Raw genomic sequence first — 26,101 nt, forward strand, 5'->3', positions numbered from 1 at the left:
GCAGCGGCGGCGGGAGAGCGGCCGACGTCGTTCAGTTCGTCAAGTGCAGCTGCGAAATCGAGCTTCCGATTTTCAGGAAGACGCCTTCGAGCTGACTGACGTCGTTGGTCGGGTAATAATCCGACGGCGACGATGCGCAGGCCTCGTAGAGTTTGCGGTTGGCTGCGGTGTCGGCCTGCAGCAGCACTGTGAAGATCTGCACGTCCTGCTTCTTCAATGTGTTGCATACATTGGTTGTCCAATCGTCGACATTGCGCACAGCCGCGGTCTGGTCGCTGGATCCAAACCGACCCGAGGCCAGGAATCCGTAGGAGCCATAGTCCGACTTCTGTGGCGTATCCTTCGCGCCATAGACAACATTCTCGCCGTCGGTGAGCAGCAGCACCGTTTTGGTCGTGCCTGACGCCCTGAACGGCGCGCCGTCGCTGTAAGGCGGTTCCGGCGAGAGCACCCGCATCCCCCATGACAAGCCTTCCGAAACATTGGTCCCCGAGCCGTTCCATTCGATCATCTCACCGACGGCCTTCCGCAATTTGTCGAAATCATCGGTCAGCGGCACTATCGGCGTCGGACAGGCCCGGTTTGGGCCGATAGTCAGTGGGCCTCTCTTGTCGTTGATCAGCTTCATCGTCGAAACACTGTACTTCGCCATGTCGCTGGTGAGGCCGGGAAGCAGGGTGACGACGGTATCGTCGAGATAGGAATTGTTGTAGCCGGTCGCTGAATTGCCGTAGGAGCTGTTTGGATTGCTAGCGTTACCTGGATCGTCCGGCGCGAAATAAGGTACGAACAGGGTGTCCGGTTTGTTTTGGTCGGGCGAAATGTCGGAAACATTGTTGGTTCCTGGCCGCGCTTCGACGCAGCCTCTCCATTCGACGCCCAATTGCTTGAACAGATCCATATGGTTGACGCGCTTGCCGCCGACCGAGGGGAAATTGGCGCCGTTGTTCGGCGATTTGCCGGCCATGTCGATCCAGGCCGGATCGTAGTCCTCGCCCTTGACGTTGACGGCGGTGACGAACGGCACCACCGCGACACGTACGCTGCGCGTCGGCGACTTCGCCGCTTCGAGCATATCGATCAGGGCCGTCGCCGCCGTCCGCAATGCGCCGATGCGATCGTTGCTGGCCATCGACCCGGTATTGTCGAGCACCAGCACGACTTCGAGCTGATTGGTCGATTCGACGGCGCCGGCATCGACGGTGATGCGCTTGTCGTTGCCGAACAGGAAGGCGAAGTTCAAATTGACGTCCGCCGTGGCGACAGCCTTGGTCTGGATGTAATTGAGGCCCCTTTCCACGGTAAGCGTCGCTTCGGCGTTCCTCAACTCGCTGTGGCCGGCGACATTGGTCTGGAAGTAGCGGTCGAAGACGTCCTTGTGCGAAGCCTCGATGTCGCCGAGATGCGAAGATGCAAGGTTCGCGGCATCGAGCGCATTCTGCAAGCTGACCTTGGCCCTCATCAAGGTGGACACGTCCACGGCAAAGGCGACGGCGGTCAGAACCGCAGGCAGCCCGAACGCCAGCATCAGGGCAAAGTTGCCGCTCTTCGAACGGCAGAATTTGTCGAAAAGCATTTTTGTCCCCAAACCGCCTTGGTGCCGAACTCGCGCAGACTGTTTGCTTTTGCATCCGCATGATGAACGACGGGTTGCCGCCACGCCCGCCGGTGCTGGAACTTCGCATGGTGGTTAAGGTCCGGTTTCAGGAATCCGCAAGCCTTGCCGTCGAGACCCGTGGCGCTCTGGGACGGTAGGGCCGTTTGCTCCGTCGTTTGGCCTTGCTTTGCGGTCAAATTCCTGTATAGACGCCCGCAATCTGCCGGTCCTTGCTGGGGGCTGAACGGAGGGCCGGAGGTTTTTCGAAACCTTCGCGTGAAGCCAGAAGCGCTTCCGCCTCCCGTGTCTCCGCTCTCGACCGTCTCGTCATGCTCCTTTCTTCCCCGCCTTCGCAAGGATTGCGGGTCAGAGAAGTTGCAGAGGCTTTTGCCGCCGGGAACCGGGAGAGAAACGAAGAAAGGCACGAACACTATGGCTCTATACGAACATGTGTTTCTTGCCCGGCAGGACCTCTCGCAGCAGCAGGTCGATGCGCTTGTCGAACAGTACAAGGGCGTCATCACCGCGAATGGCGGGTCCGTCGGCCGGGTCGAGAACTGGGGACTGAAGTCCCTCACCTACCGGGTCAACAAGAACCGGAAGGCATATTATACACTCATGGACATCACCTGCCCGCCGGCCGCGCTCAACGAGATGGAGCGCCAGATGGGCCTGTCCGAGGACGTGCTGCGTTTCCTGACCATCAAGGTCGATGCGCATGAGGAAGGTCCGTCGGCAATGATGCAGAAGCGCGAAGAGCGCTCGGAACGCGGCGGCTTCGGCGACCGCGACCGTGGCGATCGTGGCCCGCGCTCATTCGGCGACCGCGATCGCGGTGACCGTGGTGACCGTCCGCCGCGCAGCTTCGGCGATGGCGGTGCCGATCGTGGCCCGCGCCGTCCGCGCGAAGGCTTTGAAGGAGCCGCAGAATAATGGTCGACATCAACCAGATCCCAACCCGGCGCCCCTTCCACCGTCGCCGCAAGACCTGCCCGTTCTCCGGCGCCAATGCGCCGAAGATCGACTACAAGGACGTGCGGCTTCTGCAGCGCTACATCTCCGAGCGCGGCAAGATCGTTCCATCGCGTATCACCGCCGTAAGCCAGAAGAAGCAGCGCGAGCTCGCCAAGGCGATCAAGCGCGCCCGCTTCCTCGGCCTGCTGCCCTACGTGGTCCGCTAACACTGATTAGTTGACCATGATCTTATCCGAAAACCGGTTTCCACTTTTCGGGATCATGGTCTAGCCAGCGGGCGGTTCGCCGCCCGCTTTTCACCGGCCACGACGGGCGTAGCCGGATCGAACACCAAATCCCGGGTTGGATTTCGACAAGAGATCCTAACTGCCGCGACAGGCAGGACAGCGACACAGGCGGCGACGCCCCAGCTTCCTGACCTGTTCCAGACAACTCGGCGCCGATCCTGAGGATAGCGCCCAAGCGAAGGAACAAAACCATGGAAGTCATTCTTCTCGAACGCGTTTCCCGCCTCGGCCAGATGGGCGATACCGTCAAGGTCAAGGACGGGTTCGCCCGCAATTTCCTGCTGCCGCAAGGCAAGGCGCTGCGCGCCAACGAAGCTAACAAGAAGAAGTTCGAGGGGCAGCGGGCCCAGCTCGAAGCCCGCAACCTGGAGCGCAAGTCCGAAGCCGCGCAGATTGCAGAAAAGCTCGACGGCAAGAGCTTCATCGCCGTGCGCTCGGCCGGCGAAACCGGTCAGCTTTATGGTTCGGTCTCGACGCGCGACATCGCCGAGCTGGTGACGGCGGAAGGTTTTTCGGTCAACCGCAACCAGATCCTGCTCAACCAGCCAATCAAGACCATCGGCGTCACCAATGTGGCGATCGCGCTGCACCCGGAAGTCGAGGTTACCATCACGCTCAACATTGCCCGCACGGCCGACGAAGCCGAGCGCCAGGCCAAGGGCGAAACACTGACCACCGCCGAAGCCATCTACGGCGAGGACATCAACGATAATGCGCGGCCGGAAAACTTCTTCGATCCGAATGCGGAGTTCGAAGGCGGCGAAGACAACGGCTGATCGTCATTCGTCGGCATTCGCCGGCTAATCGCTATTCTGGACCAATGCCCGGGCCTCGTACCCGGGCATTTTTATGCCAAATGGAACTTTTCGAACCCCTATATCTTGATGCAGAATAGGACAGCATGTCTGGCCGAGAGGGGACAATTGGTCATGAATATTCTGCTGAAACGCGTTCTCGACCGCCTGGTCCGCACAGGCAATCTCAAGGTGACAGGGCCGCAAGGCTCGATGGTGACTTTCGGTGACGGCAGCGGCGAGCCGGTGCACATGCACATCAAGACAAGGCATGCCGAGCGCGCAATAACCTTCGATCCGATGCTGGCGGTGCCGGAAGCCTACATGGACGGTGAACTCGACATTCTCGAGGGCGGCGTGCTGGGGGTGATGCGGATTGCCTTCCAGAACATGGGCAGCGGCGGTATCGATGCCACCTGGTCGAAGGCGATCGAAGGTCTGCGCCACGCCTTCCGGCGCCTGCAGCAGATCAACACGGCGTCGCGGGCGCGCCGCAACGTGCAGCGCCATTACGATCTGTCGGGCGACCTCTACCGCCTCTTCCTCGATGAGGACATGCAATATTCCTGCGCCTATTTCGAGCAGCCGGACATGACGCTCGACGAGGCCCAAGCAGCCAAGAAGCGCCATATCGCCGCCAAGCTCAGGCTGAAGGCGGGCCAGACGGTTCTTGATATCGGCTCCGGCTGGGGTGGGCTTGGGCTCTATCTAGCCAAGGCGTTCGACGTCGACGTACAGGGCGTGACGCTGTCGACCGAGCAGCACGGCGTCGCCACCGACCGCGCCCATGCGCAAGGCCTGCAAAACCGGGTGCATTTCGACATCAAGGACTATCGCGAACTCAATGAACGTTTCGACCGCATCGTCTCCGTCGGCATGTTCGAGCATGTCGGGGTCAATCATTTCCGCACCTTCTTCGACAAGTCGGCGACGCTGCTGAAGCCGGACGGCGTCATGCTGCTGCACACGATCGGCCGCTCCGGCGTGCCGTGGGCAACCAGCGCCTTCATCCGCAAGTACATCTTCCCGGGCGGCTACATCCCGTCGCTATCCGAAGTGATGCCGGCCATCGAAAAATCGGGGCTCGTCGTCACCGACATCGAGGTTCTGCGGCTGCATTATGCCGAGACGCTGAAGCATTGGGGCGAGCGCTTCGCGGCCAACCGCGACAAGGCCAGGGCGATTTATGACGAGCGCTTCTGCCGCATGTGGGAGTTCTATCTTGCCGCCTCGGAAGCTGCCTTCCGCTGGCAGGATCTGGTGATCTTCCAGATCCAGATTGCCAAGAAGAACGACACGCTGCCGATGACGCGCGACTACATGGCCAGTTGCGAGAAGGCGCTGGAGATGCGCGATCTTGGACGTCGCGAAAAGGCTCCGGTTGCCAAGCCCACTCGCCGCCGCAAGGTGGCGGATCCGGAGTAGACTGCCGGCATCACGCCATCGCCACTTGCCATTGCCGGCCGGCACGCTGAAAAGGGTCCCGTTAAACGCGGGACCTTTTTTCATGACCTACCTCCTCTACGTCGCCGCCGCACTTGCCGAGATCGCCGGCTGCTTTTCGTTCTGGGCGTGGTGGCGGCTGGACAAGTCGCCGCTGTGGTTGGCGCCCGGTCTCGTCTCGCTCGTGCTATTCGCGTGGCTGCTGGCGCTGGTCGACACCAGCGCGGCGGGCCGGGCCTACGCCGCCTATGGCGGCATCTACATTGCCGCCTCGCTGGCCTGGCTGTGGCTGGCGGAAGGCGTGCACCCCGACCGCTGGGATCTTGCCGGTGCCGCGATCTGCATCGTTGGCGCCTCGGTCATTCTGCTCGCACCTCGGACTGCCTAAGCGATGGAACTGCCCGTCCCGCTTAGACAAGGCGTCGACCGCCTTCTCGAACAGGTGCCTTTGCCGATGCTTAAGCACGCGGCAAAGACGCTGTCGGACCGCTACCGCGCAGAGTTGCGCGACGGTCGCCTGCACATGGCCGAAGACATGGCGGTGAAGGCCTATCTGGCAACGCGGCTACCGGCGACCTATGCGGCCGTTCGCGCCAGCCTCGATGCGGTGGGCGAGTCTCGGCCCGACTATGCTCCGAAGACCTTGCTCGATGTCGGCGCCGGCCCTGGCACGGTGCTTTGGGCCACAATCAATCTCTGGCCGGATCTCGAACAGGCGGTGCTACTCGAGGCCGGCGCCGCGGTACGAAGGGTCGGCGAAGCACTTGCCGCGGATGCGATCACGGCCAGGACCGCCTGGCGGACCGGCGACATCACCATCGACCTGGTCGATCTGGAGCCGGCCGAGCTGGTGACTTCAGCCTATGTGCTGGATGAGATCGCGCCGGCATCGCTGGCAAAACTCGTCGACCGGCTCTGGCAGCTGACCGCAGACACGCTGCTGGTGGTCGAGCCGGGCACGCCGGCCGGCTGGCAGCGTATTCTTGCCGTGCGGCGGCAGTTGATCGAGGCGGGCGCGCACGTGCTTGCGCCCTGCCCGCATGAGGCGCCCTGCCCGCTCGTTGCCCCCGACTGGTGCCATTTCGCCCGCCGCGTCGCCCGCTCGCGCCTACACCGTCTGGCCAAGGATGCCGAGGTGCCGTGGGAGGACGAGAAATTCATCTTTGTCGCGGCCTCCCGCCATCCGGCCGCTCCGCCTCGAGCGCGAGTGATCGCACCGCCGAAGTCGGGGTCCGGCAAGGTCTTGCTGAAGCTTTGCGAACAGGATGGGGGTGCTGCCGAGCGACTGTTCACCAAGCGCGACGGCGAGACGTTCAAGGCCGCGCGGCGACTGGATTGGGGTGATGCCTTGCCGGAATGACCGGCAGCTGTTTTCCTGTTTTGTTCTCGCCCGAGAACGGCTAGGCTCGCCATCTTGATTCGAGTCAATCGAGATTCTTTCCACCGAAAGATCCTGGCTGTGAATCGCGGGCATCAAAGTTGGTTGGTTGGGGACTGATGCAGATAAGTCATCACCGACTTGTCTCGTTCTGATATCGAGAGACGGGGATCAGGACCGGGGACATCATGGCAGAGGCAGCACGAAAATTCGGCGTGGCGGAAACACCGCTCTATCGCGAGGCGCCGAACAATATCGAGGCCGAGCAGGCGCTGCTCGGCGCCATACTGGTCAACAACGATGCCTTCTACCGCGTCTCCGACTTCCTGAAGCCCGGCCATTTCTACGAGCCGCTGCATAGAAAGATCTTCGAGGTCGCGGCCGAGCTCATCCGCATGGGCAAGATCGCGACGCCGATCACGCTGAAGACCTTCCTGCCGGCCGACGAGAAGGTCGGCGACATGACAGTGGCGCAATATGTCGTGCGGTTGGCGGTCGAGGCCGTCACCGTCGTCAACGCCACCGACTATGGCCGCGCCATCTACGATCTGGCGACGCGGCGCGCGCTAATCACTGTCGGCGAGGACATGGTCAACATCGCCTATGACGCGCCGGTCGACATGTCGCCCTCCGACCAGATCGAGGATGCCGAGCGGCGCCTGTTCGAATTGGCCGAAACCGGCCGCTACGATGGCGGCTTCGAGAGCTTCACCGATGCCGTCAAGACCGCCGTCGACATGGCCAATGCGGCTTATATGCGCGACGGGCATTTGTCGGGCGTTGCTACCGGCTTGCGCGATCTCGACCGCCGCATGGGCGGCCTGCAGTCGTCCGACCTGATCATCATTGCCGGCCGCCCCGGCATGGGCAAGACCTCGCTCGCCACCAATATCGCTTTCAACATCGCCGAGGCCTATGTCCCGGCGCAGCAGGCGGACGGCTCGTTCAAGGCGGCCAATGGCGGCGTCGTCGGTTTCTTTTCGCTCGAAATGTCATCCGAACAGCTGGCCACCCGCATTATTTCCGAACAGACGGAAATCCCGTCGTCGAAAATCCGGCGCGGCGAGATCAGCGAGATGGATTTCGAAAAGCTGGTCGCCTGCTCGCAGACAATGCAGAAAATCCCGCTGTTCATCGACCAGACCGGCGGCATTTCCATCGCTCAGCTGTCGGCCCGCGCGCGTCGCCTGAAGCGCCAGCGCGGCCTCGACGTCATCGTTATCGACTATATCCAGCTGATGCAGGGATCGAGCGCGAAATCCTCGCAAAACCGCGTCCAGGAAATCACCGAGATCACCACCGGCCTCAAGGCACTAGCCAAGGAGCTGGCGGTGCCGATCATCGCGCTGTCGCAGCTGTCGCGCCAGGTCGAGAGCCGCGACGACAAGCGCCCGCAGCTTTCGGATCTGCGCGAATCGGGCTCCATCGAGCAGGACGCCGACGTGGTGCTGTTCGTCTACCGCGAGGAATATTATCTGAAGAACCGCGAGCCGAAGCCGGGCACCGACGAATACATCAAATGGGAACACGAGATGAACGAGATGCGCGGCAAGGCCGAGGTCATCGTCGCCAAACAGCGCCACGGCCCAACGGGATCGGTCAGCCTCGCCTTCCAGGGCGAATTCACCCGCTTCTCGGACCTCGCCGAGGAGCATCATTTGCCGGACCGGTTCGAGTAGGCATTGTCGCGGAGCAGCCGATTGGACTTTAGCGATATCTACCAAAGGATAAAATTCGAAGAGTATGACATCTCCGAGGATGAACGCGCGCAACTCACTGAATATTTGAGATCTGCCGGGTCAATTTCTCGCACGGGATCGCACGCCGGTTTGCTGGTGTTCTGCTACTCAAGCGAACCGACGCCCGAGAACGTTGAATTGGTGAGGAAATTCCTTGCCAAGCATGTCGAAGACTATTCGCGAAGCGCGGCAGTGACCGGCCTCTATCGGATTTGGAAGCTGGGAACGACTCGCGACATCGATAATCTTCTGGGCCTTTTGGCACTTTGGTCAGGGGACTCTCGGCAGAGTACGTCTGTCGCTGCGATCGGGTGTGCATTCCTTCTCATGCATCGGCTTCAGGACCGCCGCCTCTCGTTAGCGCTCAGGCGATTGTTCGAAACGCTGCATGAAGCAGTCAGGCGAGACAATGATTTGGCGGTAAATTTGTTCATCTATGCATGTTGGTCGGCATACGACAATTGGGCTCAGAGCAACGGCCAGCGCCGCACTCATTTCGATACAGTCGAAAATGCTTTGCCGATTTACTGGGATCGTTCCAAATACCTCTTGGAACCAATAAACTGATGGCCAAATCCCGTATCCAGTTCATCTGCCAGAATTGCGGTTCGGTGCATCAGCGCTGGGCCGGCAAATGCGATGCCTGCGGCGAGTGGAACACGCTGGTCGAGGAAGGCACGTCAGGCGGCATAGGTTCCGGCCCGGCCAATACGCGCAATGCCCGCAAAGGCCGCGCGGTGGTGCTGACCAGCCTCTCCGGCGACATCGAGGACGCGCCGCGCATCGTCTCCGGCATCGGCGAACTCGACCGCGCCACCGGCGGCGGCTTCGTGCGCGGCTCGGCGCTGCTGGTCGGCGGCGATCCCGGCATCGGCAAGTCGACGCTGCTCACCCAGGCCGCGGCCGCGCTGGCGGCAAAGGGCCACCGCATCGTCTATGTCTCGGGCGAAGAGGCGGTCGCGCAGATCAGGCTGCGCGCCCAGCGGCTCGGCGTCGCCGACACCCCGGTCGAACTCGCCGCCGAAACCAATGTCGAGGACATCCTCGCCACCATCGCCGATGGCAAGCGGCCGGATCTGGTCATTCTCGATTCGATCCAGACGCTGTGGACCGATATGGCCGATTCGGCGCCCGGCACGGTGACCCAGGTGCGTGCCGCCGCCCAGGCGATGATCCGCTACGCAAAATCCACAGGGGCGGCGATCGTTCTGGTCGGCCACGTCACCAAGGAGGGCCAGATCGCCGGACCGCGCGTCGTCGAGCACATGGTCGACGCGGTGCTCTATTTCGAGGGCGAAGGCGGCCACCACTACCGCATCCTGCGCACGGTCAAGAATCGCTTCGGGCCAACCGATGAGATCGGCGTCTTCGAAATGTCGGACAAGGGCTTGCGGGAAGTCGCCAACCCGTCCGAGCTTTTCCTCGGTGAGCGCCATGCGAAGTCGCCGGGTGCCGCGGTTTTCGCCGGCATGGAAGGCACACGGCCGGTGCTGGTCGAGATCCAGGCGCTGGTGGCGCCATCGACGCTGGGCACACCGCGCCGCGCCGTCGTCGGCTGGGACGGTGCCCGGCTGTCGATGATCCTGGCGGTTCTGGAAGCCCATTGCGGCGTCCGCTTCGGCACGCACGACGTCTATCTCAACGTTGCCGGCGGCTACCGCATTTCGGAGCCGGCGGCAGACCTGGCAGTGGCGGCGGCACTGGTTTCCTCGCTCACCGGTCTTGCCCTTCCCGCCGATTGCGTCTATTTCGGCGAAATCAGCCTTTCGGGTGCGGTGAGGCCGGTTGCGCATGCGCAGCAGCGCCTCAAGGAAGCCGAAAAGCTGGGTTTCGGACGCGCGGTTCTGCCCTTGGGCAGCGAGGAACTTGTTGGTGGTAATGGGGTCGGGGGGATCGGAGCCGGCGCTTTCCAGCCCACCGAGCTTGCCGATCTCGTGGCGCGCATAGCCGGCTCTCGGCGCAGCCGCGCCGACGAGCAAGAGTGATGCGGCTCGTCGAGTCGTGAAAAAGAGATCGGAGTGGGGCGAAAAACATGCCGATTACGCTGCTTGACGGAATTCTCGTCGGCTTCACCCTGGTCTCGGCGATGCTCGCTATGGTTCGCGGCTTTTCGCGCGAGATCCTGTCGATCATCTCCTGGGCAGCCGCCGCGGCCGCCGCCTTCTTCTTCTACAAGCCGGTGCTGCCTTACATCCAGCCCTATGTCGACAACGAAAAGGCCGCCATGGCGGCGGCCGCCGGTATCGTCTTCATTGTCGCGCTGATCGTCGTTTCGGTCATCACCATGAAGCTCGCCGACTGGATCATCGATTCCAGGATCGGCGCGCTCGATCGTACACTTGGCTTCCTCTATGGCGCGGCGCGCGGCATTCTGGTCGTCGCTGTCGCGCTGCTTTTCTTCAATTGGCTGGCGGGCGCCAAGGCTCCAGGCTGGATTGCCAACGCCAAGTCAAAGCCGTTGCTCGAATCGATCGGCGCCAAGCTCGAAAGCTTGCTGCCCGAGGATCCGGAAAACGCCATCCTCAACAAGCTCAATCCGAATCAGCCGGCCACCGAGACGCCTCTGGCCCCCGACGCGCCTGCAGCGGAAGCCCCTGCCGCCGGCGACGACGCCACTGCGCCGGCACCCGACGACAGCGATGCGCCGCCGGCCGACAATGCGCCCGCGACGCCGGCACCTGCAAACCCGGCGCCGGCAAACTGATTTCGACAGACTTGCGAGGCTCAAGACTGTCGATCATGTGAACGCCGCACGACGTGCGTTGCTTTCGATGCGCTATGACCTTATATGGCGACTTTAGCGGAGCTTGAGCCCCAATGGCAGCCTCAGTGGCAGACGCAGACGACGTGCTTTCCGCCGAAGCCGACGACCATTTCCACGACGAATGCGGCGTGTTCGGCATTTTCGGCCGGCAGGACGCCGCAGCCATCGTAACGCTCGGTCTGCATGCGTTGCAGCATCGAGGCCAGGAAGCGGCCGGCATCGTTTCTTATGACGGCACCCAATTCCATGTCGAACGCCATGTCGGCCTGATCGGCGACACCTTTACTAAGCAGCGTGTCATCGACAGCCTGCAAGGCAACCGTGCTATCGGCCACACACGCTATGCCACCACCGGCGGCGCCGGTCTGCGCAATATCCAGCCTTTCTTCGCCGAACTTGCCGATGGCGGCTTTGCCGTCGCCCATAACGGCAATCTCACCAACGCCATGACCGTTCAGCGCGCCCTGCAGAAGCAAGGCGCCATCTTCTCTTCCACCTCCGACACCGAAACGCTCCTGCACCTGGTTGCCACCAGCAAGGAGCGCGACCTGAATTCGCGCTTCATCGATGCGGTGCGCCAAGTCGAAGGCGCCTTCTCGCTGGTGGCGATGACGTCCAAGAAGATGATCGGGTGCCGCGACCCGCTCGGCATCCGCCCGCTGGTGCTCGGCGATCTCGACGGCGCCTGGATTCTCGCCTCCGAGACCTGCGCGCTCGATATTATCGGTGCGCGTTTCGTGCGCGACCTGAAGCCCGGCGAAATGGTCGTCGTCACCAGCAAGGGCATCGAAAGCCTGTTCCCGTTCGAGCCGCAGAAGACCCGCTTCTGCATCTTCGAATATGTCTATTTCGCGCGGCCGGATTCGTCGGTCGAAGGCCGCAACGTCTATGAAGTGCGCAAGCGCATCGGCGCCGAGCTGGCGCAGGAAAGTCCGGTCGAGGCCGACATCGTCGTGCCGGTGCCGGATTCGGGCACGCCGGCGGCGATCGGCTTTTCGCAGGCCGCGGGCATTCCGTTCGAGCTCGGCATTATCCGCAATCACTATGTTGGCCGCACCTTCATCCAGCCCGGCGATTCGATCCGCCACATGGGTGTCAAGCTCAAGCACAACGCCAACCGCCGCATGATCGAAGGCAAGCGCGTGGTGTTGGTGGACGATTCGATCGTGCGCGGCACCACCAGCCAGAAGATCGTCCAGATGGTGCGCGATGCCGGCGCCAAGGAAGTGCATATGCGCATCGCTTCGCCGCCGACGCGCGCCTCCTGCTTTTACGGCGTCGACACACCGGAAAAGTCGAAGCTGCTGGCGTCGCGCATGTCGGTGGAGGAGATGGCCGAGTTCATCCGCGTCGATTCGCTCGGCTTCCTGTCGATCGACGGGCTCTACCGCGCCGTCGGCGAGGCCGGCCGCGACAACGAGCAGCCGCAATTCTGCGACGCCTGCTTCACCGGCCAGTATCCGACCCGGCTTGCCGACTTCGAAGGCTCCGACAATGTGCGCACGCTGTCGCTGTTAGCGGCCGGCGGGTCGTAGGCCTTGCCGGTCCGTTTGTCTCCCTCCCCTTAGCCCCTCACGGCGGTTTCACCTTGCCTGTCGGAATCCATCGTATGAGCCTTGACCTCTCCGGCCGCGTTGCGGTCGTCACCGGCGCCTCGCGCGGCATCGGCTATTTCATCGCCAGGGAGCTTGCCGCGGCCGGTGCGCATGTGATTGCGGTTGCCCGCACCGTCGGCGGGTTGGAAGAACTCGACGACCAGATCAAGGCAGGTGGCGGACAGGCGACGCTGGTACCGCTCGATCTTGCCGACATGGCGGGGATCGACCGGCTGGGCGGCGCCATCCACGAGCGCTGGGGCAAGCTCGACATACTGGTCGCCAACGCCGCCGTGCTCGGCGTCATCGCCCCGATCGGCCATGTCGAGGCCAAGACCTTCGAGAAGGTGATGACCATCAACGTCACAGCAACATGGCGGCTGATCCGCTCGGTCGACCCGCTGCTCAGGCTTTCCGATGCCGGCCGTGCTATCGTGCTGAGCTCCAGCCTTGCCCACTCCGCACGCGCCTTCTGGGCGCCTTATGCGGCGTCGAAGGCGGCGGTCGAGGCCATGACGCGTTCATGGGCGCATGAGACCGAAAACCTGCCGCTCAGGGTCAATGCCGCCGATCCCGGGGCAACGCGCACCGCGATGCGGGCGCAGGCCGTACCCGGCGAGGATCCTGAAACACTGCCGCACCCTTCGGAGATCGCCAAGCGAATCGTGCCGCTGGCCAGCCCTACGCTCAAGGAGACCGGGCTGATCTTCCAGGCCAAGCACAATCGCTTTGTCGCCTACCGGCAGCCGGAGTAACCACACATCGCATTTTGCCGGAAGAATTGCGCCGGCACCAACGTTGTCCGGGTGCCACAATTCGAGAAACGGAGGATCATTTGCGGAGACTGCTTCTCTTGACTGCCACCGCGCTGCTTGCAGTGATCGGCGCCGCGTCGTCGCAGGAGGCAACGATGAGCTTTTTCGTCACCAGCGTCGGCTCTGGCAAAGGCGCCGATCTCGGCGGTCTCGCCGGCGCCGACGCCCATTGTAGTTCACTGGCCGAAGCCGCGGGCGTTACCGGCAAGACATGGCGCGCCTATCTCTCGACCACCGATACCGATGCACGCGACCGTATCGGCAAAGGCCCGTGGTTCAACGCCGAGGGCGTCAAGATCGCCGATGATGTCGCTTCCCTGCATAGCGATGCCAACGCCATCACAAAACAGACGGCACTCGACGAAAAGGGCCAAATGGTCAACGGCCGCGGCGACACGCCCAACCGGCACGACGTGTTGACCGGCTCCAAGCCGGATGGCACGAAAATAGCCGACCAGACCTGCGGCGACTGGACGCTGAGCGGAGCAGAAGGTGTGGCCATGATGGGTCATCACGATCGTACCGGCCTCGATGGCTCGGCAGCCGCCAAATCGTGGAATTCCTCGCATGCGTCACGCGGTGGCTGCAGCCAGGAAGCGCTGAAGGGCACCGGCGGCGACGGCCTGTTCTATTGTTTTGCGGTGAACTGAACCAAAACGACCCGACATCACGTGGCTGTGATACCGTGGCTTAACGCCGCGCTTTGGCCCAGCTTTCGCCGCTGGGCCGGAGTTGCTAGGATCGTGCGACTCCCAAAACAAGCAGAGCGAGGAAATACTCATGGCGGCACCGAGCGTAGCGTTAGTCTGGTATCTGGTGATCGCCGGCCCGCAAGGCGGCATGGTCGTGCTGCCCAGCACATTCGACACCCGCGAACAGTGCGCCTTCGCCATAACCGAATACCAGAAGCAACCGACGCCGGCCGGCTGGTCGGTGCAGTGCGTGCCGAGCGCCTCGCCCTTCGCCGACGAGGGCGACGCCGAGGAGCCGTCGGCGCAGTAGGACAGCGTGATCTCCCCCCTTGAGGGAGAGATCGTCAGCGTCGCGCGCTTACCGTCAGCTCCGGCTTCTGGCTGATGGTCTGGAACACGACGCAGTAGCGCTCGGTCAGCTTGAGCAGCGCATCGATGCGCTCCTGCGGCTCGTCGGGGTCGAGGCCAAATGTCAGCCGGATGGCGCGGAAGCCAACCGGCGCATCCTTTGCCACGCCAAGCGTGCCGCGAAAGTCCAGGTCGCCTTCGGCTTCCACCGTGGCGGCCCCAAGCTTGAATTCCAGCGCCGTCGCTACCGCCTTCAGCGTGACGCCGGCGCAAGCCACCAGTGCCTCCAGCAGCATGTCGCCGGAGCAGAGTTCGAGCCCGGTGCCGCCGGTAGCCGGATGCAGCCCCGCAATGGCGATCGCCCTGCCTGTCTCGACCTTGCAGGCGATCGATTGGTCGTCGATCGAGCCTTTGGCGCGGAGAGTAATCAGCGCGCGCGAGGCGTTGTCGCGATAGGCCTCCTTCAGCGGCGCCTGCACGGCCTTCAATGCGATCGCATCCATTTTGTCGTCTCCCATAATTGCCCTGGCTTCGCTGCTTTACGGCTATGCCGCCTGCCCCAAACGCAAGTCCGCGCTGGCGTAGCGCTTGGCAGGGTTTCGCCGGTATAGCCTGACGATACGGGGAGCATCCAACGCCATCACACCGTCTCTCGCAACACATTCGTAAGGCCGCCGGACATATGGCCGATATCGCCATCGTGAAAACCCGCGAACGGGTTCTTGCCGGAATCCTGTTCAGCGGGGCTGCCTACCTGCTGTTTTCGATGCAGGACGCCTCAAGCTGACACTATGGTGTCAGGAAGGGGCAGCGTAGGCTGGTGAGATGACGGGATCGCTGGACATGCCATGCACAGTGGAAAGCGCCCGCGAACGTACCCTCGGCATCATCCTGGTCTCGGCATCGGCGGCCGTCTTCGGCCTCACCGGCGTGCTGACCAAATCGATCCATGCCGACCCGCTGACCATTACCTGCTGGCGCGGCTTCGTCGGCTCGATCCTGATCAGCCTCTATGTGCTATGGCGCCACCAGCGCTCCGACGGTCGCGACAGCCTGCGGCTCGGCTGGCGCGGCTGGCTGCTGGCGATCGAGGGCGCGCTCGCCAGCATCGCCTTCATCTCGGCGTTCAAGTTCACCTTTGTCGCCAATGTCGCGATCATCTATGCCACCGCCCCCTTCGTCACCGCGCTGCTGGCCCTCCTGTTGGTCCGCGAGCCGTTCCGGCTGCAGACGCTTGCCGCCGCCGCTGTGTCATTATGCGGTGTGGCAATCATGGTCTGGTCCGGCTTCGGCACCGGCCATTTGTTCGGCGACGGGCTGGCGCTGCTGATGACGATCGGCAGCGCGCTCTACATGATCATGGTGCGCGCCTTCCGCGACACGCCGGTGGTGTGGGCGGGTGCGGTGTCGGCATTCCTTTTGTTCGCGCTCGGCTGGTTCGTCGCCGATCCGCTGGCTGTCTCGGCCAGGGACGCTGTGCTTCTAGCCACCTTCGGCGCCTCGTTCGCGCTGGCTTCGATCCTGTGGACGGAGGGCACCCGGCTTATTCCGGCGGCCGAGTCCGGATTGCTGGGTTCAGCTGAAGTGCCATTCGCGATCCTGTTTGCCTTCCTGTTCCTGGCGGAGATCCCGCCGGCAGCCAGCATGGTCGGTGGCGCCATCGTGCTTTGCGCGGTGTTCGCTCACGCCGGCCGCGACTGGCTGATGGCCAGGCAGCGCGCAGCGGATGCATGACCAATCCTCGCCGCGTCCGAGCGCGAGTTGGTGGTCCGATCACGAGAAATCCGGTCCTGAAAATTAATTTGAAAAGTCATGGAACCATCATAGGGCTCAGGCATTATGGCTGCGACGGGCCACCCCAAGTCCCCCCAAACCCCTCGGCCCGTCCTACTCAGAAGCCGACCGCAAGGTCGGCTTTTTCTTTGCTGGCTCAATTGGCCAAGGCCAGGTTGCCGCTGAACAACGCTGCCAGATCCTGCGCCGGCCGGTCGGCATCCTCACGCAAGCGGACGGCGAATTCGGCGACCGGCACCGGCGGCAGATCAAGATCGCTCGGCGCCTCGACGATGCCGGAATGAGCGAAGCGCGCCGTCCTCAACGTCAAGGCGATGCCGGCGTGCACCGCCGTACGCAGGCCGGCAAGGCTGGCACTGCCGGCAGCAATGCGGTAGCGACGGCCGGCCGCATCGAGTGCACTGGTCGCCGCTTCGCGAAACCCGCAATGGGGATCGAGCAGCGCCAGGGGCAGTTCGTCGTGGCGGGTGGCCAGCCCGTTCTGTGAGCAAAGCCAGATCATTGGTTCCTTGAGCACACCGACTTCGTCCCGTGTCGGCACCTGCCGCATGGCAATGGCCAGATCAAGGGTGCCGGCCTGCAAAGCCTGCGCCAGTTCGGCGGAACGGCCGACGCGCAGTTCGATCCTGACGCGCGGATGGCTGACAGCAAAAGCCCTGAGAAGCTGCGGCAAGCCGCTGTCGGCGAAATCCTGCGTGGTGCCGATGGCGACGCGCCCGTCGGCGTGCGCGCCTTTGAGGGCCAGCCACGCCTCGCGGTGCGCGGCAAGGATGCGACGCGCGTGAACGATCAGATCCTCGCCTGTCGGCGTCAGGCCGCGCCCTCGCCCCTGCGGCACCAGTAGCGGTTCGCCGACAACATCCTCCAGCCGCTGCATCTGCGCGGTCACTGCGGACGGCGAGCGACCGACGATCGACGCGGCCCGCGCAAGGGAACCGCCATCGACGAAAGCGAGGAAAGTCTTGAGGAGGTCGGGATCGAACAACTGCACAATTCGATATTATCAAAGTGTTTATCAAAAACAATTCGATTTTTTTGATCAAAGGACGATGGCATGATTTTCTCGACGGCGAAGAGGCCGCTTGAAACCGAGGAGAAGAAACATGCCGATCATCAATGTCAGCGTTACCGGCAAGCCCGATGCCGCTTTGTCCGCCGCCATTGCCAAGGAAGTGACCGAACTGACGGCCACGCATCTGCGCAAGGACGCCACGATCACAGCTGTTGCCATTTCCTATCACGACCCCGAGCACTGGTTCGCCGGCGGCAAGTCGCTGGCCGAGCATGGCACCAACACGGCCTGGCTCGACATCAAGGTTGTCGACGGTACCAACACCAAGCTCGAACTGGAGGCGTATCTACAGGCAATTTTCGCGGCATTCGGCCGGCTGCTGGGTAAGGTGCATGAGGAAAGCTACGCCCTCGTGCATGAAGTGCCTGCGGCCGCCTATGGCTTTGGCGGCAAGACGCAGGAATTCCGCTTCATCAGCGGAAGGATGAAAGCGGCGTAGCTGCGATAAGCAGCCGAGCCGAATCAAACATAGGCGAATCAAACCATAGGAGAGAAGGAAAAATGGAGCCGCATTGACGTTGATCCAACTTCGGCTAGGTTCTCACCCGAAGCGGCCGGTGAAGAGCCGCGACGTGAGATCGTTGGGAGATGCGGCGATGATCCTGACACTGGCGCTGCTTGCGGGTCTTGTCGCGGCCTGGCTGCTGATCGGCGTGGTGGAGAAGTTCCGCCTCGGCCTGCGTTTGAGCCAGGCGCTGCTCTACGTGCCGTTCAAGCTCGCCTACCGGATCAGCGACGAGCGCATCAAGATTGCGCGCAGGTCGGTGGCCCCGGTCATCTATGTCATCTGGCATCAGTCACGCATCGAGCCGGCGCTGATGCTGTCGCTGCTGCCGGAAGACACGCTGCACATCCTCGACCAGGCTTCGGCCAGATCGCCGTGGCTGGAGCCGTGGCGCGAGCTCGGCCGCACCATCGCCTTCAACGCCGAGCATGTCTTCGTCAGCCGCAGATTGGTGCGGGTGCTGAAGGGCAAGGGCCGGCTCGCCGTTTACCTGCCGGATGCGGTCGAGCCAGACGTCAAGTCGTTTCGGTTGTTTCGCGCCATCACCCGTATCGCCATGCAGGCCGACGCCCGTATCGTGCCGATCTTCGTTGCCGGCGCACGCAGCCTGCCGGCCTCGCTGACGCCGGCGGACAAGGCGCCGCGCCATTGGTTTCCGCAGCTGTCGATCAGCGCGCTGGAGCCGATGACCATCGCCGAGCTGGTGGCGCGGAACCCAGATCAGGCCTCCAACACCAATGCGCTGTTTGATCGCTTCGCCGAGGCCAGGCTTTTCGGCAGTGATCTCGACCGAGGGCTGTTCCTCGCCATGCGCGATGCGGCCGACCGCGTTGGCGCTTCGCACCCAATAATCGAGGACGTCATCGGCGGTGCCCTGAGCTACCGGAAAGTGTTCATCGGCGCCAGGGTTTTGGGCCGACGGTTCGAGGCAATAACAGCGCCGGGCGAAGCGGTTGGGCTGCTCCTCCCCAACGCCAATGGCGTCGTGCTGTCGTTCGTCGGACTTCTGTCGGCAGCGCGGGTGGCAGCAATGATCAACTATACCGCCGGCCCGGCCAGCGTCACCGCCGCCGTCCGCACGGCAATGATCCGCACCGTGGTCTCCTCACGCGCCTTTGTCGAAAAGGCCAACCTCGCCGACATCGTCGAGGCGGTGGAAAAGGGCGGGGCGAAACTGCTGTGGCTGGAGGATGTCCGCGCAAGCGTGACCGTGCTGGACAAGGCCACAGCCGGCTTGCTGTGGCGCCGGCCGTTGCAGCGCCAGGATGCGGCCAAGCCGGCGGTGATCCTGTTCACCTCCGGCTCGGAAGGCACGCCCAAGGCCGTGGTGCTGTCGCACCGGAACCTTCTTGCCAATGCGATGCAGGCGGAAGCCCGCATCACCATCTCGCCGGCCGATATCCTGCTCAACGTGCTGCCGGTGTTCCACTCGTTCGGGCTGACCGGCGGCACCATCCTGCCGCTGGTCACCGGAGTAAAGCTGTTCCTCTACCCGTCACCGCTGCACTACAAACTTATTCCGGAGGTGGCGCGCAAGGTCCGGCCGACGGTGATGTTCGGCACCGACACGTTCCTCGCGAACTATGCCCGCACCGCCAAGGACGGCGATTTTTCCAGCCTGCGCTTCGTCGTGGCCGGTGCCGAGGCGGTGAAGCCGGAGACGCGCCGGGTTTACCGCGAGCGCTTCCAGGCCGAGATCATCGAAGGTTTTGGCTTGACCGAGGCCGCACCAGTGGTTGCCGTCAACACCGCCATCCACGGCCGCGACGGAACGGTCGGGCGGCTGCTGCCGGCCATGCGCATGAAACTCGAACCGGTCGAAGGCATCAGCGACGCCGGCCGGCTGTGGCTCGACGGGCCGAACCTGATGATGGGCTACATGACCGGCGACCGGCCGGGCGAGTTGCAGCCGCTCGAAGGCTGGCACGACACCGGCGATATCGTTTCGGTCGATCGCGAAGGCTTCATCACCATTCGCGGCCGCGCCAAGCGCTTCGCCAAGATAGCCGGCGAGATGGTATCGCTTGGCGCGGTCGAGATGCTGGTGCAGTCGCTGTGGCCGGAAGAGCATCACGCCGTGGTGGCAGTGCCGGACAAGCGGCGCGGCGAGCGCCTCGTTCTGGTCACCACGGCCGACAATGCCGATCCCGACGAATTGCGGGAATTCGGCAAAAAAGCCGGGGCGGCCGAACTGATGGTGCCGAACGACATCGTCAAGGTCGAGGAGATCCCGGTACTGGGCTCCGGCAAGACCGACTATGTCTCGACTAGAAAGCTGGCGCTCGAGCGGCTGGGACTGAGCGCAGCCGCCTGAGGTTTGCTGTCGAAAACTCTAAAGCGCGTCGCGTTCGACCGGCCTTGTGCGACGCGCTTTAGATTCTTGTTTTTATGCATGTCGTTATCGCAAAACCGCTGCACACTTTTGCGCGAATGCATTACAGGACTACCACCGACAACAGCAGAATGACGCCGACGGCCATCATCAGCAGGCCCGGCCAGTTCTGCGACAGGCCGAGAAAACGGAGCCCGCGTCGTCGCGGCTCCAGAGTCGGACCTGGTGTTGCGAGATTGGGCGTCGGACTGTCCGGCGCGGTGGAGACAGCGGCCGGCTCACTAAGCCGCCCGCGCATGATGGCCGCAATCGCCATATACACGAGGCCGGCGACAGTCAGTAACGCGCCGATGAGGATGACAGCCATTTCTCCTCGTTTTCCGATGGTTCTGCGCCCGATGCGGCAGCTTGCGCTAGGTTGACGACGTATCACGAGCAGCCGCTCAGGCGGACCTACCAACACAAACGGTCTAGCCGCCCAGCAAGTTCCGAAAACGGGGTTTTTGAGGTGCGTTCCACAGCGCCGCGTGCTCTGCGAGCCTTTTTGGAATCATGCACTCCCAGGCGCAACGCGAACTGGCACCAAATCCGTCAGCCAATATCCGAGGACGGCACCTTCTCACCTTCGCGCTTGGCGCGTCTCGAATAGGCCCGCACGCTGAACGGCAAGAAGACCAGATAGCCGGCAACCGAGGCCGTCAGCGTATACCAGGGATAGGTCATCAAAAGCAGGACGTAGAGGACGACTGCGAGGATGATCGGCAGCACCCTGTCGCCCGGTATCCTGACGCTCTTGCCGGAATAGACGGGCAGTCTGCTGACCAGCAGGAACGCCACCAATATTGTAAAGCCGGTGGCAATGAAGGCTGCCAGGCGGCTGGGTTCAAGCCCAAGCCTTAGGAAGAACAGATAGAGCGGCAGCATCACCAGCACCGCACCCGCCGGCGCCGGCACGCCGACGAAATATTCGGTCTGCCACTGCGGACGGTCGAGCTCTTCGTCGAGCACGTTGAAACGGGCAAGCCTCATCCCACAGGCGATTGTGAACAGCAGCGCGGCGATCCAGCCCGGCGAACCTGCCCTGTCGAGCAGAAAGGCATAGAGCACCAGCGCCGGTGCCACGCCGAAATTGACGATATCGGCCAGCGAATCCATCTGGGCGCCGAATTTGGAAGTCGCCTTCAGCATTCGCGCCAGACGGCCGTCGATACCGTCGAGGAAGGCCGCGAGCAGCACCATCACCACCGCTGGCTCGAAGCGGCCCTCGAAGCCGAAGCGAATACCGGACAGGCCGGCGCAGATGGCGAGCACCGTGACCAGATTGGGCAGCACCATGCGCATCGGGATTTCGCGAATGCGCGGGCCACCGCCGCCATGCGCCTCGAATTTCTTGAACGGCGGGGCCACCGGTCAGGAGATCCGCACGAGCGGCGTTGCGGCAACGCCGCCGAATTCCGCCAGCACCGTCTCACCGCCAACCGCGGTCTGGCCGACGGCGACACGCGGCGTCGCGGTCGAGGGCAGGAATACATCGACGCGCGAGCCAAAGCGGATCAGCCCGAAGCGCTCGCCGGTGCCGATGGCGCCGCCGGGCTCGGCCCAGCAGACGATGCGCCGCGCCACCAGGCCGGCAATCTGTACCGCGGCGACCGTTCCATTGGGGCTTTCGATGACCAGCCCGTTGCGCTCGTTCTCGGTGCTTGCCTTGTCGAGTTCGGCGTTGAGGAATTTTCCTGGCCGATGCTCGATCCTGGAAATGCGGCCACGCACCGGCGAGCGGTTAACGTGGCAGGAAAAGACGTTCATGAATACCGAGATGCGGGTCATTTCGCCGCCGCCGAGGCCAAGCTCGCGCGGCGGCACGGCCGGGCCAACCGCCGAGACGATGCCGTCGGCCGGGCTGACAACCAGCCGGTCATCGATCGGCGTGACACGCTCGGGATCGCGGAAGAAATAGGCGCACCAGGCCGTCAGGATGAGACCGATCCAGAACAGGGTCGAGGAGAAGTAGCCAAGAAAGAGCGTCGCCGCGCCGAACGCAGCGATAAAGGGATAACCCTCGCGATGGATCGGAACGAACGCATTCTTGATCGTGTCAACGAGGCTCATGGGATGAGGGCAACCTTGGTTCCAAGTCCGGCCTCAATAGCGGAAACACCCCGCGGTCGCAACGCGACAATGAGAGCGCTCGGGGGGTGGCGGTCGCCGCCGTTTTCAGGATGCCGTTAGCAGCATCCGGACTGCCGAAGTGATCAACCGGAAATGTTCATTGCGATTGTCGGAACGCAGCACTCTCGCCCGTCCTTGGCAAGACAGCGCCTCTCATCGGCCTTTCGGCCATGACGATTTGCGCAAACCCGGAGGTTCTCGGCCCATGCAAAGATCAGCAGCTAGGCAAGTGCAAGTGGTGATGAACGGCTTGGCCTTCGGCGAGTCACCGCGCTGGCACGACGGCCGGCTGTGGTTCTGCAACTGGGGCACAGGCCAGATCATCGCCGTTGACGCCCTAGGCAACAGCGAGATCGCGCTCACCGTGCCGGCCACCCTGCCCTATTCCATTGACTGGCTGCCGGACGGGCGCCTGCTTGTCGTGTCCGGCCGCGAAGGGCTGATCCTCAGGCAGGAGGCAGACGGGACATTGGTCACCCATGCCGATCTGAGACAACTATCAAAGAGCCCGTGGAACGAGATCGTCGTCGATGGACGCGGCAACATCTATTTCAATGGTGGTGGGCCCGCTCCGGGTCCCGGCCAGCATTTCGGCCCCGGCGCCATCGTGCTGGTCGCGCCTGACGGCTCGGTTCAGCAGGTGGCTGAGAACCTCGCCTTCGCCAATGGCATGGCGGTGACGCCTGACAACAAGACGCTTATCGTTGCCGAGTCCCACGCCAACCGGCTGACCGCCTTCGACATCGCTGCCGATGGTGGCCTTTCCAACCGCAGGATCTGGGCCAATCTCGGCAACGGTTTTCCCGACGGCATCTGCCTCGATGCCGAAGGTGCGGCCTGGTATGCCGACGTTCCGAACCGGCATTGCGTGCGGGTGCGCGAGGGCGGCGCGATGCTCGAAAGTGTCGATGTCGACCGCGGCTGCTTTGCCTGCATGCTCGGCGGCAGCGAGGGAAAAAAGCTGTTCATCGTCGCCGCCGAATGGCGCGGCTTCGAACATATGATCAGCGATGCCCGTACCGGCCAAGTGCTCAGCGTCGACGCTACTGCGCCGGGCGCCGGCTGGCCGTAGAGAGCTTACATCCCGGGAATCCGCTGATAGTTGGCAATATCGGCCTTGACGCCAAGTCGCGCGATGGTCTCCTGAGGCTTGAAGCCGCTGCGCTCATGCGCGGCCTTGATGATCGGCACGACCTCGTCGACGGCGGCCTGCCCTTCCCATTCGACAATGGTCACGAGGTTGAACTCGCCCGGCCCCGAGAATTGCTCGAGCAGGAAATCCTGGACGAACCCTTGCTGCTGGCGCAGCAATTCATGCGTCATCCGGACCTTGGCAAGAATCTCCTCGCGGGCGTTGGCCGGAACGACAAACTTGTCCACCCGGAATACGCTGCCGCCAGTACCTGCCTGATTTATCCCATTCATATCGATTGTCTCCGTTTTTGAACGACGCATTTTGCTGCGATCCAAAACGGCCTACGATCTCAACTTAAGTTGAGGTCAAGCACGAATTTTCAGCTCACCTCCGAGGTGCGGCGGCGGACGACGACGCCGAACTCGTCGCTTTCGCGGGCGATACGCAGCCGCTCCTCGGCCTCGCTTGCCTCGCGCTGGCGGTCCCACATCGATGCATAAAGGCCGCGCTTGGCTATCAAGGCGACATGGGTGCCGCGCTCGGCGATCTGGCCATCCTGCAGGACGATGATCTCGTCGGCCGAAATCACTGTGGACAGCCGATGGGCGATGACGAGGGTGGTGCGGCCCTGGCTGACTAGGTCGAGTGCCGCCTGGATCTCCTGCTCGGTGTGGCTGTCCAGCGCCGAGGTCGCCTCGTCGAGCATCAGGATCGGCGGCGCCTTCAAAATGGTGCGGGCAATCGCCACCCGCTGCTTCTCGCCGCCGGACAGTTTTAATCCGCGCTCGCCGACCATTGAGCGATAGCCGTCGGGCAGCCGCTCGATGAACGGTCCGATCTGGGCCAGTTCTGCCGCCTTGCGCACATCCTCCTCGCTGGCGCCGACGCGGCCGTAGCGGATGTTGTAGGCGATGGTGTCGTTAAACAGCACCGTGTCCTGCGGCACCATGCCGATGGCAGCGCGCAAGCTCTCCTGCGTCACGTCGCGAATGTCCTGGCCGTCGATCAGAATCTTGCCGCGCTGGATGTCGTAGAAGCGAAACAAAAGCCGCGAAATGGTCGACTTGCCGGCTCCGGAGGGTCCGACGATGGCCACCGTCTTGCCGGCTGGCACCTCGAAGCTGATGCCCTTCAGGATCTTGCGGTTGGGGTCGTAGGAAAAATGTACGTCGCGGAACTCGACCCTGCCGGCATCGACGACCAGCGGCTTGGCGCCCGGCCGATCGACGATCTCACGCTTGACGTCGAGCAGATCGAACATGTTTTCGATGTCGGTCAGGCCCTGGCGAATTTCGCGGTAGATCATGCCGATGAAATTCAGCGGCACCGAAAGCTGCATGAGCATGGCGTTGACGAAGACGAAATCGCCGACGCTCTGTGTGCCCGCCTTCACCTCGAGCGCCGACATCACCATGACGACGGTCATGCCGATACCGAAGATCACACCTTGGCCGAAGTTCAGCCAGCCAAGCGAGGTCCAGGTCCTGGTCGCCGCCAACTCGTAGCGCGCCGTGGACCGGTCGAACCGCTCGGCCTCCATGGTTTCGTTATTGAAATATTTGACTGTTTCGTAGTTGAGCAGCGAGTCGATCGCCTTCGTGCTGGCTTCATTGTCGCTTTCGTTCATCTCACGGCGGATCGAAATACGCCAATCGCTCGCCCTGACGGTGAACCAGACATAGAGCCACACCGTGACCGCGATCACCAAGACGTATAGCCAGCCATAGGTGACGGCGAAGATGCCGGCGGTGAGCGCGAATTCGACGATTGTCGGCGCCGTCGCCAGCATGGTGAAGCGGACTATCGTCTCGATGCCCTTGGTGCCGCGCTCAATGACGCGCGACAGTCCGCCGGTGCGCCGTTCGAGGTGGAAGCGCAGCGACAGTTCGTGCATGTGCACGAAGGTGCGGAAGGCGAGCCGGCGGACCGCATGCTGGCCGACCCGTGCAAACAGGGCATCGCGTAACTGGTTGAAGCCGAGCTGCACCAGCCGCACCGCATTGTAGGCGACGACCAGCATGACCGGCGCCAGCAGCAGGGCCGGCAGCGGCGGCGGCGATTTGCTATCGCCGGCCAGTGCGTCGGTCGCCCATTTGAAGAAATAGGGTCCGGCCACCAGGGTCAGCTTGGCGACCACCAGCAGTACGGTGGCCCATACCACTCGGGCCCTCAGGTCGGCGCGGTCGGCCGGCCACATATAGGGCCAGAGATTGCGCAACGTTCTGAAGGTCGAGCCGGAATCTGCGGAAACGGTTTTCTCGGCCATTCTTGTTTACCTTATGATTTTAGCGGCCGGAGCAGCAGGAATCGACCAGCGCGGCCAGCGATGCCGAAACATCGGCGAGCGCGGCGCGGTCGAGCTCATAGCGGGAGCGCTGGCGGTCAGGCTCGAAGCGGATCAGCCCGGCCTCGACCAGGATCTTCAAATGCTGGGAAACGGTGGACTGCGCCAGGTCGAGATGCTCGACGACCTCGCGACAGCAGCAGGAACGGCTTGCGGAAAGGTGTTTGAGAATTTCGATCCGCGCTGGATGCGAAAGGGCCGCGAGCCGGACAGCGACAGCGCGGCTATCCGGCATGCAGTTGGCCGGCGTGCAGTTGGCCGGCGGGCGTTCATCTGCCGCGCGGCTTCGGTCCGTTACGAGGGGGGATTCGGTCATCGTCCAT

27 protein-coding genes are annotated in these 26,101 nt (G+C 63.0%); 18 read left to right on the plus strand and 9 right to left on the minus strand.

Annotated features, from left to right (window positions below; genetic code table 11):
* Positions 1–31: 31 nt before the first annotated feature.
* Positions 32–1,576: a pilus assembly protein TadG-related protein gene (locus NKI72_RS10195; RefSeq protein WP_352835437.1), complete on the minus strand. Its 1,545-nt coding sequence runs from the start codon at positions 1,574–1,576 to the stop codon at positions 32–34.
* Positions 1,577–2,029: 453 nt separating this feature from the next.
* Between NKI72_RS10195 and rpsF the strand changes: the two genes are divergently transcribed.
* The 14 genes from rpsF (at position 2,030) to NKI72_RS10265 (ending at position 14,389) form a co-directional block, all read left to right on the plus strand.
* Positions 2,030–2,530, plus strand: a complete 501-nt coding sequence (gene rpsF, locus NKI72_RS10200; RefSeq protein ID WP_292663863.1) for a 30S ribosomal protein S6 — start codon at positions 2,030–2,032, stop codon at positions 2,528–2,530.
* Entirely contained in the window at positions 2,530–2,778 is a 249-nt protein-coding gene (rpsR, locus tag NKI72_RS10205) for a 30S ribosomal protein S18 (protein WP_006203718.1), read from the plus strand. Before rpsF ends, rpsR begins: the two co-directional genes overlap by 1 nt.
* A gap of 272 nt (positions 2,779–3,050) precedes the next feature.
* Positions 3,051–3,635 carry a 50S ribosomal protein L9 gene (gene rplI / locus NKI72_RS10210; protein WP_254820243.1) on the plus strand — a complete coding sequence of 195 codons (585 nt, stop codon included), beginning with the start codon at positions 3,051–3,053 and terminating at the stop codon, positions 3,633–3,635.
* 153 nt (positions 3,636–3,788) lie between these two features.
* Positions 3,789–5,078, plus strand: a complete 1,290-nt coding sequence (locus NKI72_RS10215; protein WP_352471088.1) for a cyclopropane fatty acid synthase — start codon at positions 3,789–3,791, stop codon at positions 5,076–5,078.
* A gap of 82 nt (positions 5,079–5,160) precedes the next feature.
* Positions 5,161–5,484, plus strand: a complete 324-nt coding sequence (locus NKI72_RS10220; protein WP_352467171.1) for a YnfA family protein — start codon at positions 5,161–5,163, stop codon at positions 5,482–5,484.
* 3 nt (positions 5,485–5,487) lie between these two features.
* Positions 5,488–6,456: a small ribosomal subunit Rsm22 family protein gene (locus NKI72_RS10225; protein ID WP_352835440.1), complete on the plus strand. Its 969-nt coding sequence runs from the start codon at positions 5,488–5,490 to the stop codon at positions 6,454–6,456.
* A gap of 206 nt (positions 6,457–6,662) precedes the next feature.
* Positions 6,663–8,153, plus strand: coding sequence for a replicative DNA helicase (locus tag NKI72_RS10230; protein ID WP_023677714.1), 1,491 nt, complete (start codon positions 6,663–6,665; stop codon positions 8,151–8,153).
* Positions 8,154–8,174: 21 nt separating this feature from the next.
* Positions 8,175–8,780: a hypothetical protein gene (locus tag NKI72_RS10235; RefSeq protein WP_352835443.1), complete on the plus strand. Its 606-nt coding sequence runs from the start codon at positions 8,175–8,177 to the stop codon at positions 8,778–8,780.
* On the plus strand, positions 8,780–10,198 hold the full coding sequence (gene radA, locus NKI72_RS10240; RefSeq protein ID WP_352453216.1) for a DNA repair protein RadA: 1,419 nt from the start codon (positions 8,780–8,782) through the stop codon (positions 10,196–10,198). The genes NKI72_RS10235 and radA overlap by 1 nt, the downstream gene beginning before the upstream one ends.
* 47 nt (positions 10,199–10,245) lie before the next feature.
* Positions 10,246–10,917 carry a CvpA family protein gene (locus NKI72_RS10245; RefSeq protein ID WP_023677716.1) on the plus strand — a complete coding sequence of 224 codons (672 nt, stop codon included), beginning with the start codon at positions 10,246–10,248 and terminating at the stop codon, positions 10,915–10,917.
* A gap of 125 nt (positions 10,918–11,042) precedes the next feature.
* On the plus strand, positions 11,043–12,512 hold the full coding sequence (gene purF, locus NKI72_RS10250; RefSeq protein WP_023677717.1) for an amidophosphoribosyltransferase: 1,470 nt from the start codon (positions 11,043–11,045) through the stop codon (positions 12,510–12,512).
* Positions 12,513–12,586: 74 nt separating this feature from the next.
* Entirely contained in the window at positions 12,587–13,327 is a 741-nt protein-coding gene (locus tag NKI72_RS10255) for an SDR family NAD(P)-dependent oxidoreductase (RefSeq protein ID WP_254820236.1), read from the plus strand.
* Positions 13,328–13,416: 89 nt separating this feature from the next.
* The gene (locus NKI72_RS10260) at positions 13,417–14,037 is read left to right on the plus strand and encodes a hypothetical protein (RefSeq protein WP_502906756.1); all 621 of its coding nucleotides are present in this window, start codon (positions 13,417–13,419) and stop codon (positions 14,035–14,037) included.
* A gap of 130 nt (positions 14,038–14,167) precedes the next feature.
* Positions 14,168–14,389, plus strand: coding sequence for a hypothetical protein (locus NKI72_RS10265; RefSeq protein ID WP_254820234.1), 222 nt, complete (start codon positions 14,168–14,170; stop codon positions 14,387–14,389).
* A 34-nt stretch (positions 14,390–14,423) separates the two neighbouring features.
* Here NKI72_RS10265 and NKI72_RS10270 read toward each other — a convergent pair whose 3' ends face one another.
* Positions 14,424–14,930, minus strand: a complete 507-nt coding sequence (locus NKI72_RS10270; RefSeq protein ID WP_352835447.1) for an OsmC family protein — start codon at positions 14,928–14,930, stop codon at positions 14,424–14,426.
* Positions 14,931–15,252: 322 nt separating this feature from the next.
* Here NKI72_RS10270 and NKI72_RS10275 point away from each other — a divergent pair, with 322 nt between their 5' ends.
* The gene (locus NKI72_RS10275; RefSeq protein WP_502898612.1) at positions 15,253–16,161 is read left to right on the plus strand and encodes a DMT family transporter; all 909 of its coding nucleotides are present in this window, start codon (positions 15,253–15,255) and stop codon (positions 16,159–16,161) included.
* A gap of 196 nt (positions 16,162–16,357) precedes the next feature.
* On the opposite strand, the gene NKI72_RS10280 is transcribed toward NKI72_RS10275, so the two are convergent.
* On the minus strand, positions 16,358–17,212 hold the full coding sequence (locus NKI72_RS10280; RefSeq protein WP_352835450.1) for a LysR substrate-binding domain-containing protein: 855 nt from the start codon (positions 17,210–17,212) through the stop codon (positions 16,358–16,360).
* Between the two features lie 112 nt (positions 17,213–17,324).
* Here NKI72_RS10280 and NKI72_RS10285 point away from each other — a divergent pair, with 112 nt between their 5' ends.
* Both NKI72_RS10285 and NKI72_RS10290 read left to right on the plus strand, forming a co-directional pair.
* A complete protein-coding gene (locus NKI72_RS10285; protein ID WP_023677725.1) occupies positions 17,325–17,732 on the plus strand; it encodes a tautomerase family protein in 408 nt (135 codons plus the stop codon).
* A 157-nt stretch (positions 17,733–17,889) separates the two neighbouring features.
* Positions 17,890–20,112 carry an AMP-binding protein gene (locus tag NKI72_RS10290; protein WP_352835452.1) on the plus strand — a complete coding sequence of 741 codons (2,223 nt, stop codon included), beginning with the start codon at positions 17,890–17,892 and terminating at the stop codon, positions 20,110–20,112.
* Positions 20,113–20,233: 121 nt separating this feature from the next.
* Here the strand turns inward: NKI72_RS10290 and NKI72_RS10295 are convergent, their stop codons facing one another.
* The 3 genes from NKI72_RS10295 to NKI72_RS10305 all read right to left on the minus strand — a co-directional run bounded on the left by NKI72_RS10295 (position 20,234) and on the right by NKI72_RS10305 (position 22,239).
* Complete coding sequence (locus NKI72_RS10295) at positions 20,234–20,497, minus strand: hypothetical protein (protein ID WP_352471079.1); 264 nt, start codon at positions 20,495–20,497, stop codon at positions 20,234–20,236.
* Positions 20,498–20,721: 224 nt separating this feature from the next.
* Positions 20,722–21,537, minus strand: coding sequence for a CDP-alcohol phosphatidyltransferase family protein (locus tag NKI72_RS10300; RefSeq protein ID WP_023677728.1), 816 nt, complete (start codon positions 21,535–21,537; stop codon positions 20,722–20,724).
* Between the two features lie 3 nt (positions 21,538–21,540).
* On the minus strand, positions 21,541–22,239 hold the full coding sequence (locus tag NKI72_RS10305; protein WP_023677729.1) for a phosphatidylserine decarboxylase: 699 nt from the start codon (positions 22,237–22,239) through the stop codon (positions 21,541–21,543).
* A gap of 301 nt (positions 22,240–22,540) precedes the next feature.
* On the opposite strand from NKI72_RS10305, the gene NKI72_RS10310 reads away from it, so the two are divergent.
* Positions 22,541–23,371, plus strand: a complete 831-nt coding sequence (locus NKI72_RS10310) for an SMP-30/gluconolactonase/LRE family protein (protein ID WP_502908942.1) — start codon at positions 22,541–22,543, stop codon at positions 23,369–23,371.
* Positions 23,372–23,376: 5 nt separating this feature from the next.
* Here the strand turns inward: NKI72_RS10310 and NKI72_RS10315 are convergent, their stop codons facing one another.
* The 3 genes from NKI72_RS10315 to NKI72_RS10325 form a co-directional block, all read right to left on the minus strand.
* Complete coding sequence (locus NKI72_RS10315) at positions 23,377–23,724, minus strand: antibiotic biosynthesis monooxygenase (RefSeq protein ID WP_352850108.1); 348 nt, start codon at positions 23,722–23,724, stop codon at positions 23,377–23,379.
* An 89-nt stretch (positions 23,725–23,813) separates the two neighbouring features.
* Positions 23,814–25,700, minus strand: a complete 1,887-nt coding sequence (locus NKI72_RS10320; protein ID WP_352501837.1) for an ABCB family ABC transporter ATP-binding protein/permease — start codon at positions 25,698–25,700, stop codon at positions 23,814–23,816.
* A 19-nt stretch (positions 25,701–25,719) separates the two neighbouring features.
* On the minus strand, positions 25,720–26,094 hold the full coding sequence (locus NKI72_RS10325) for an ArsR/SmtB family transcription factor (protein ID WP_352471075.1): 375 nt from the start codon (positions 26,092–26,094) through the stop codon (positions 25,720–25,722).
* Between the last annotated feature and the right edge of the window lie 7 nt (positions 26,095–26,101).

This window comes from Mesorhizobium sp. M0437 (genome assembly GCF_040321335.1).
GTDB lineage: Bacteria > Pseudomonadota > Alphaproteobacteria > Rhizobiales > Rhizobiaceae > Mesorhizobium.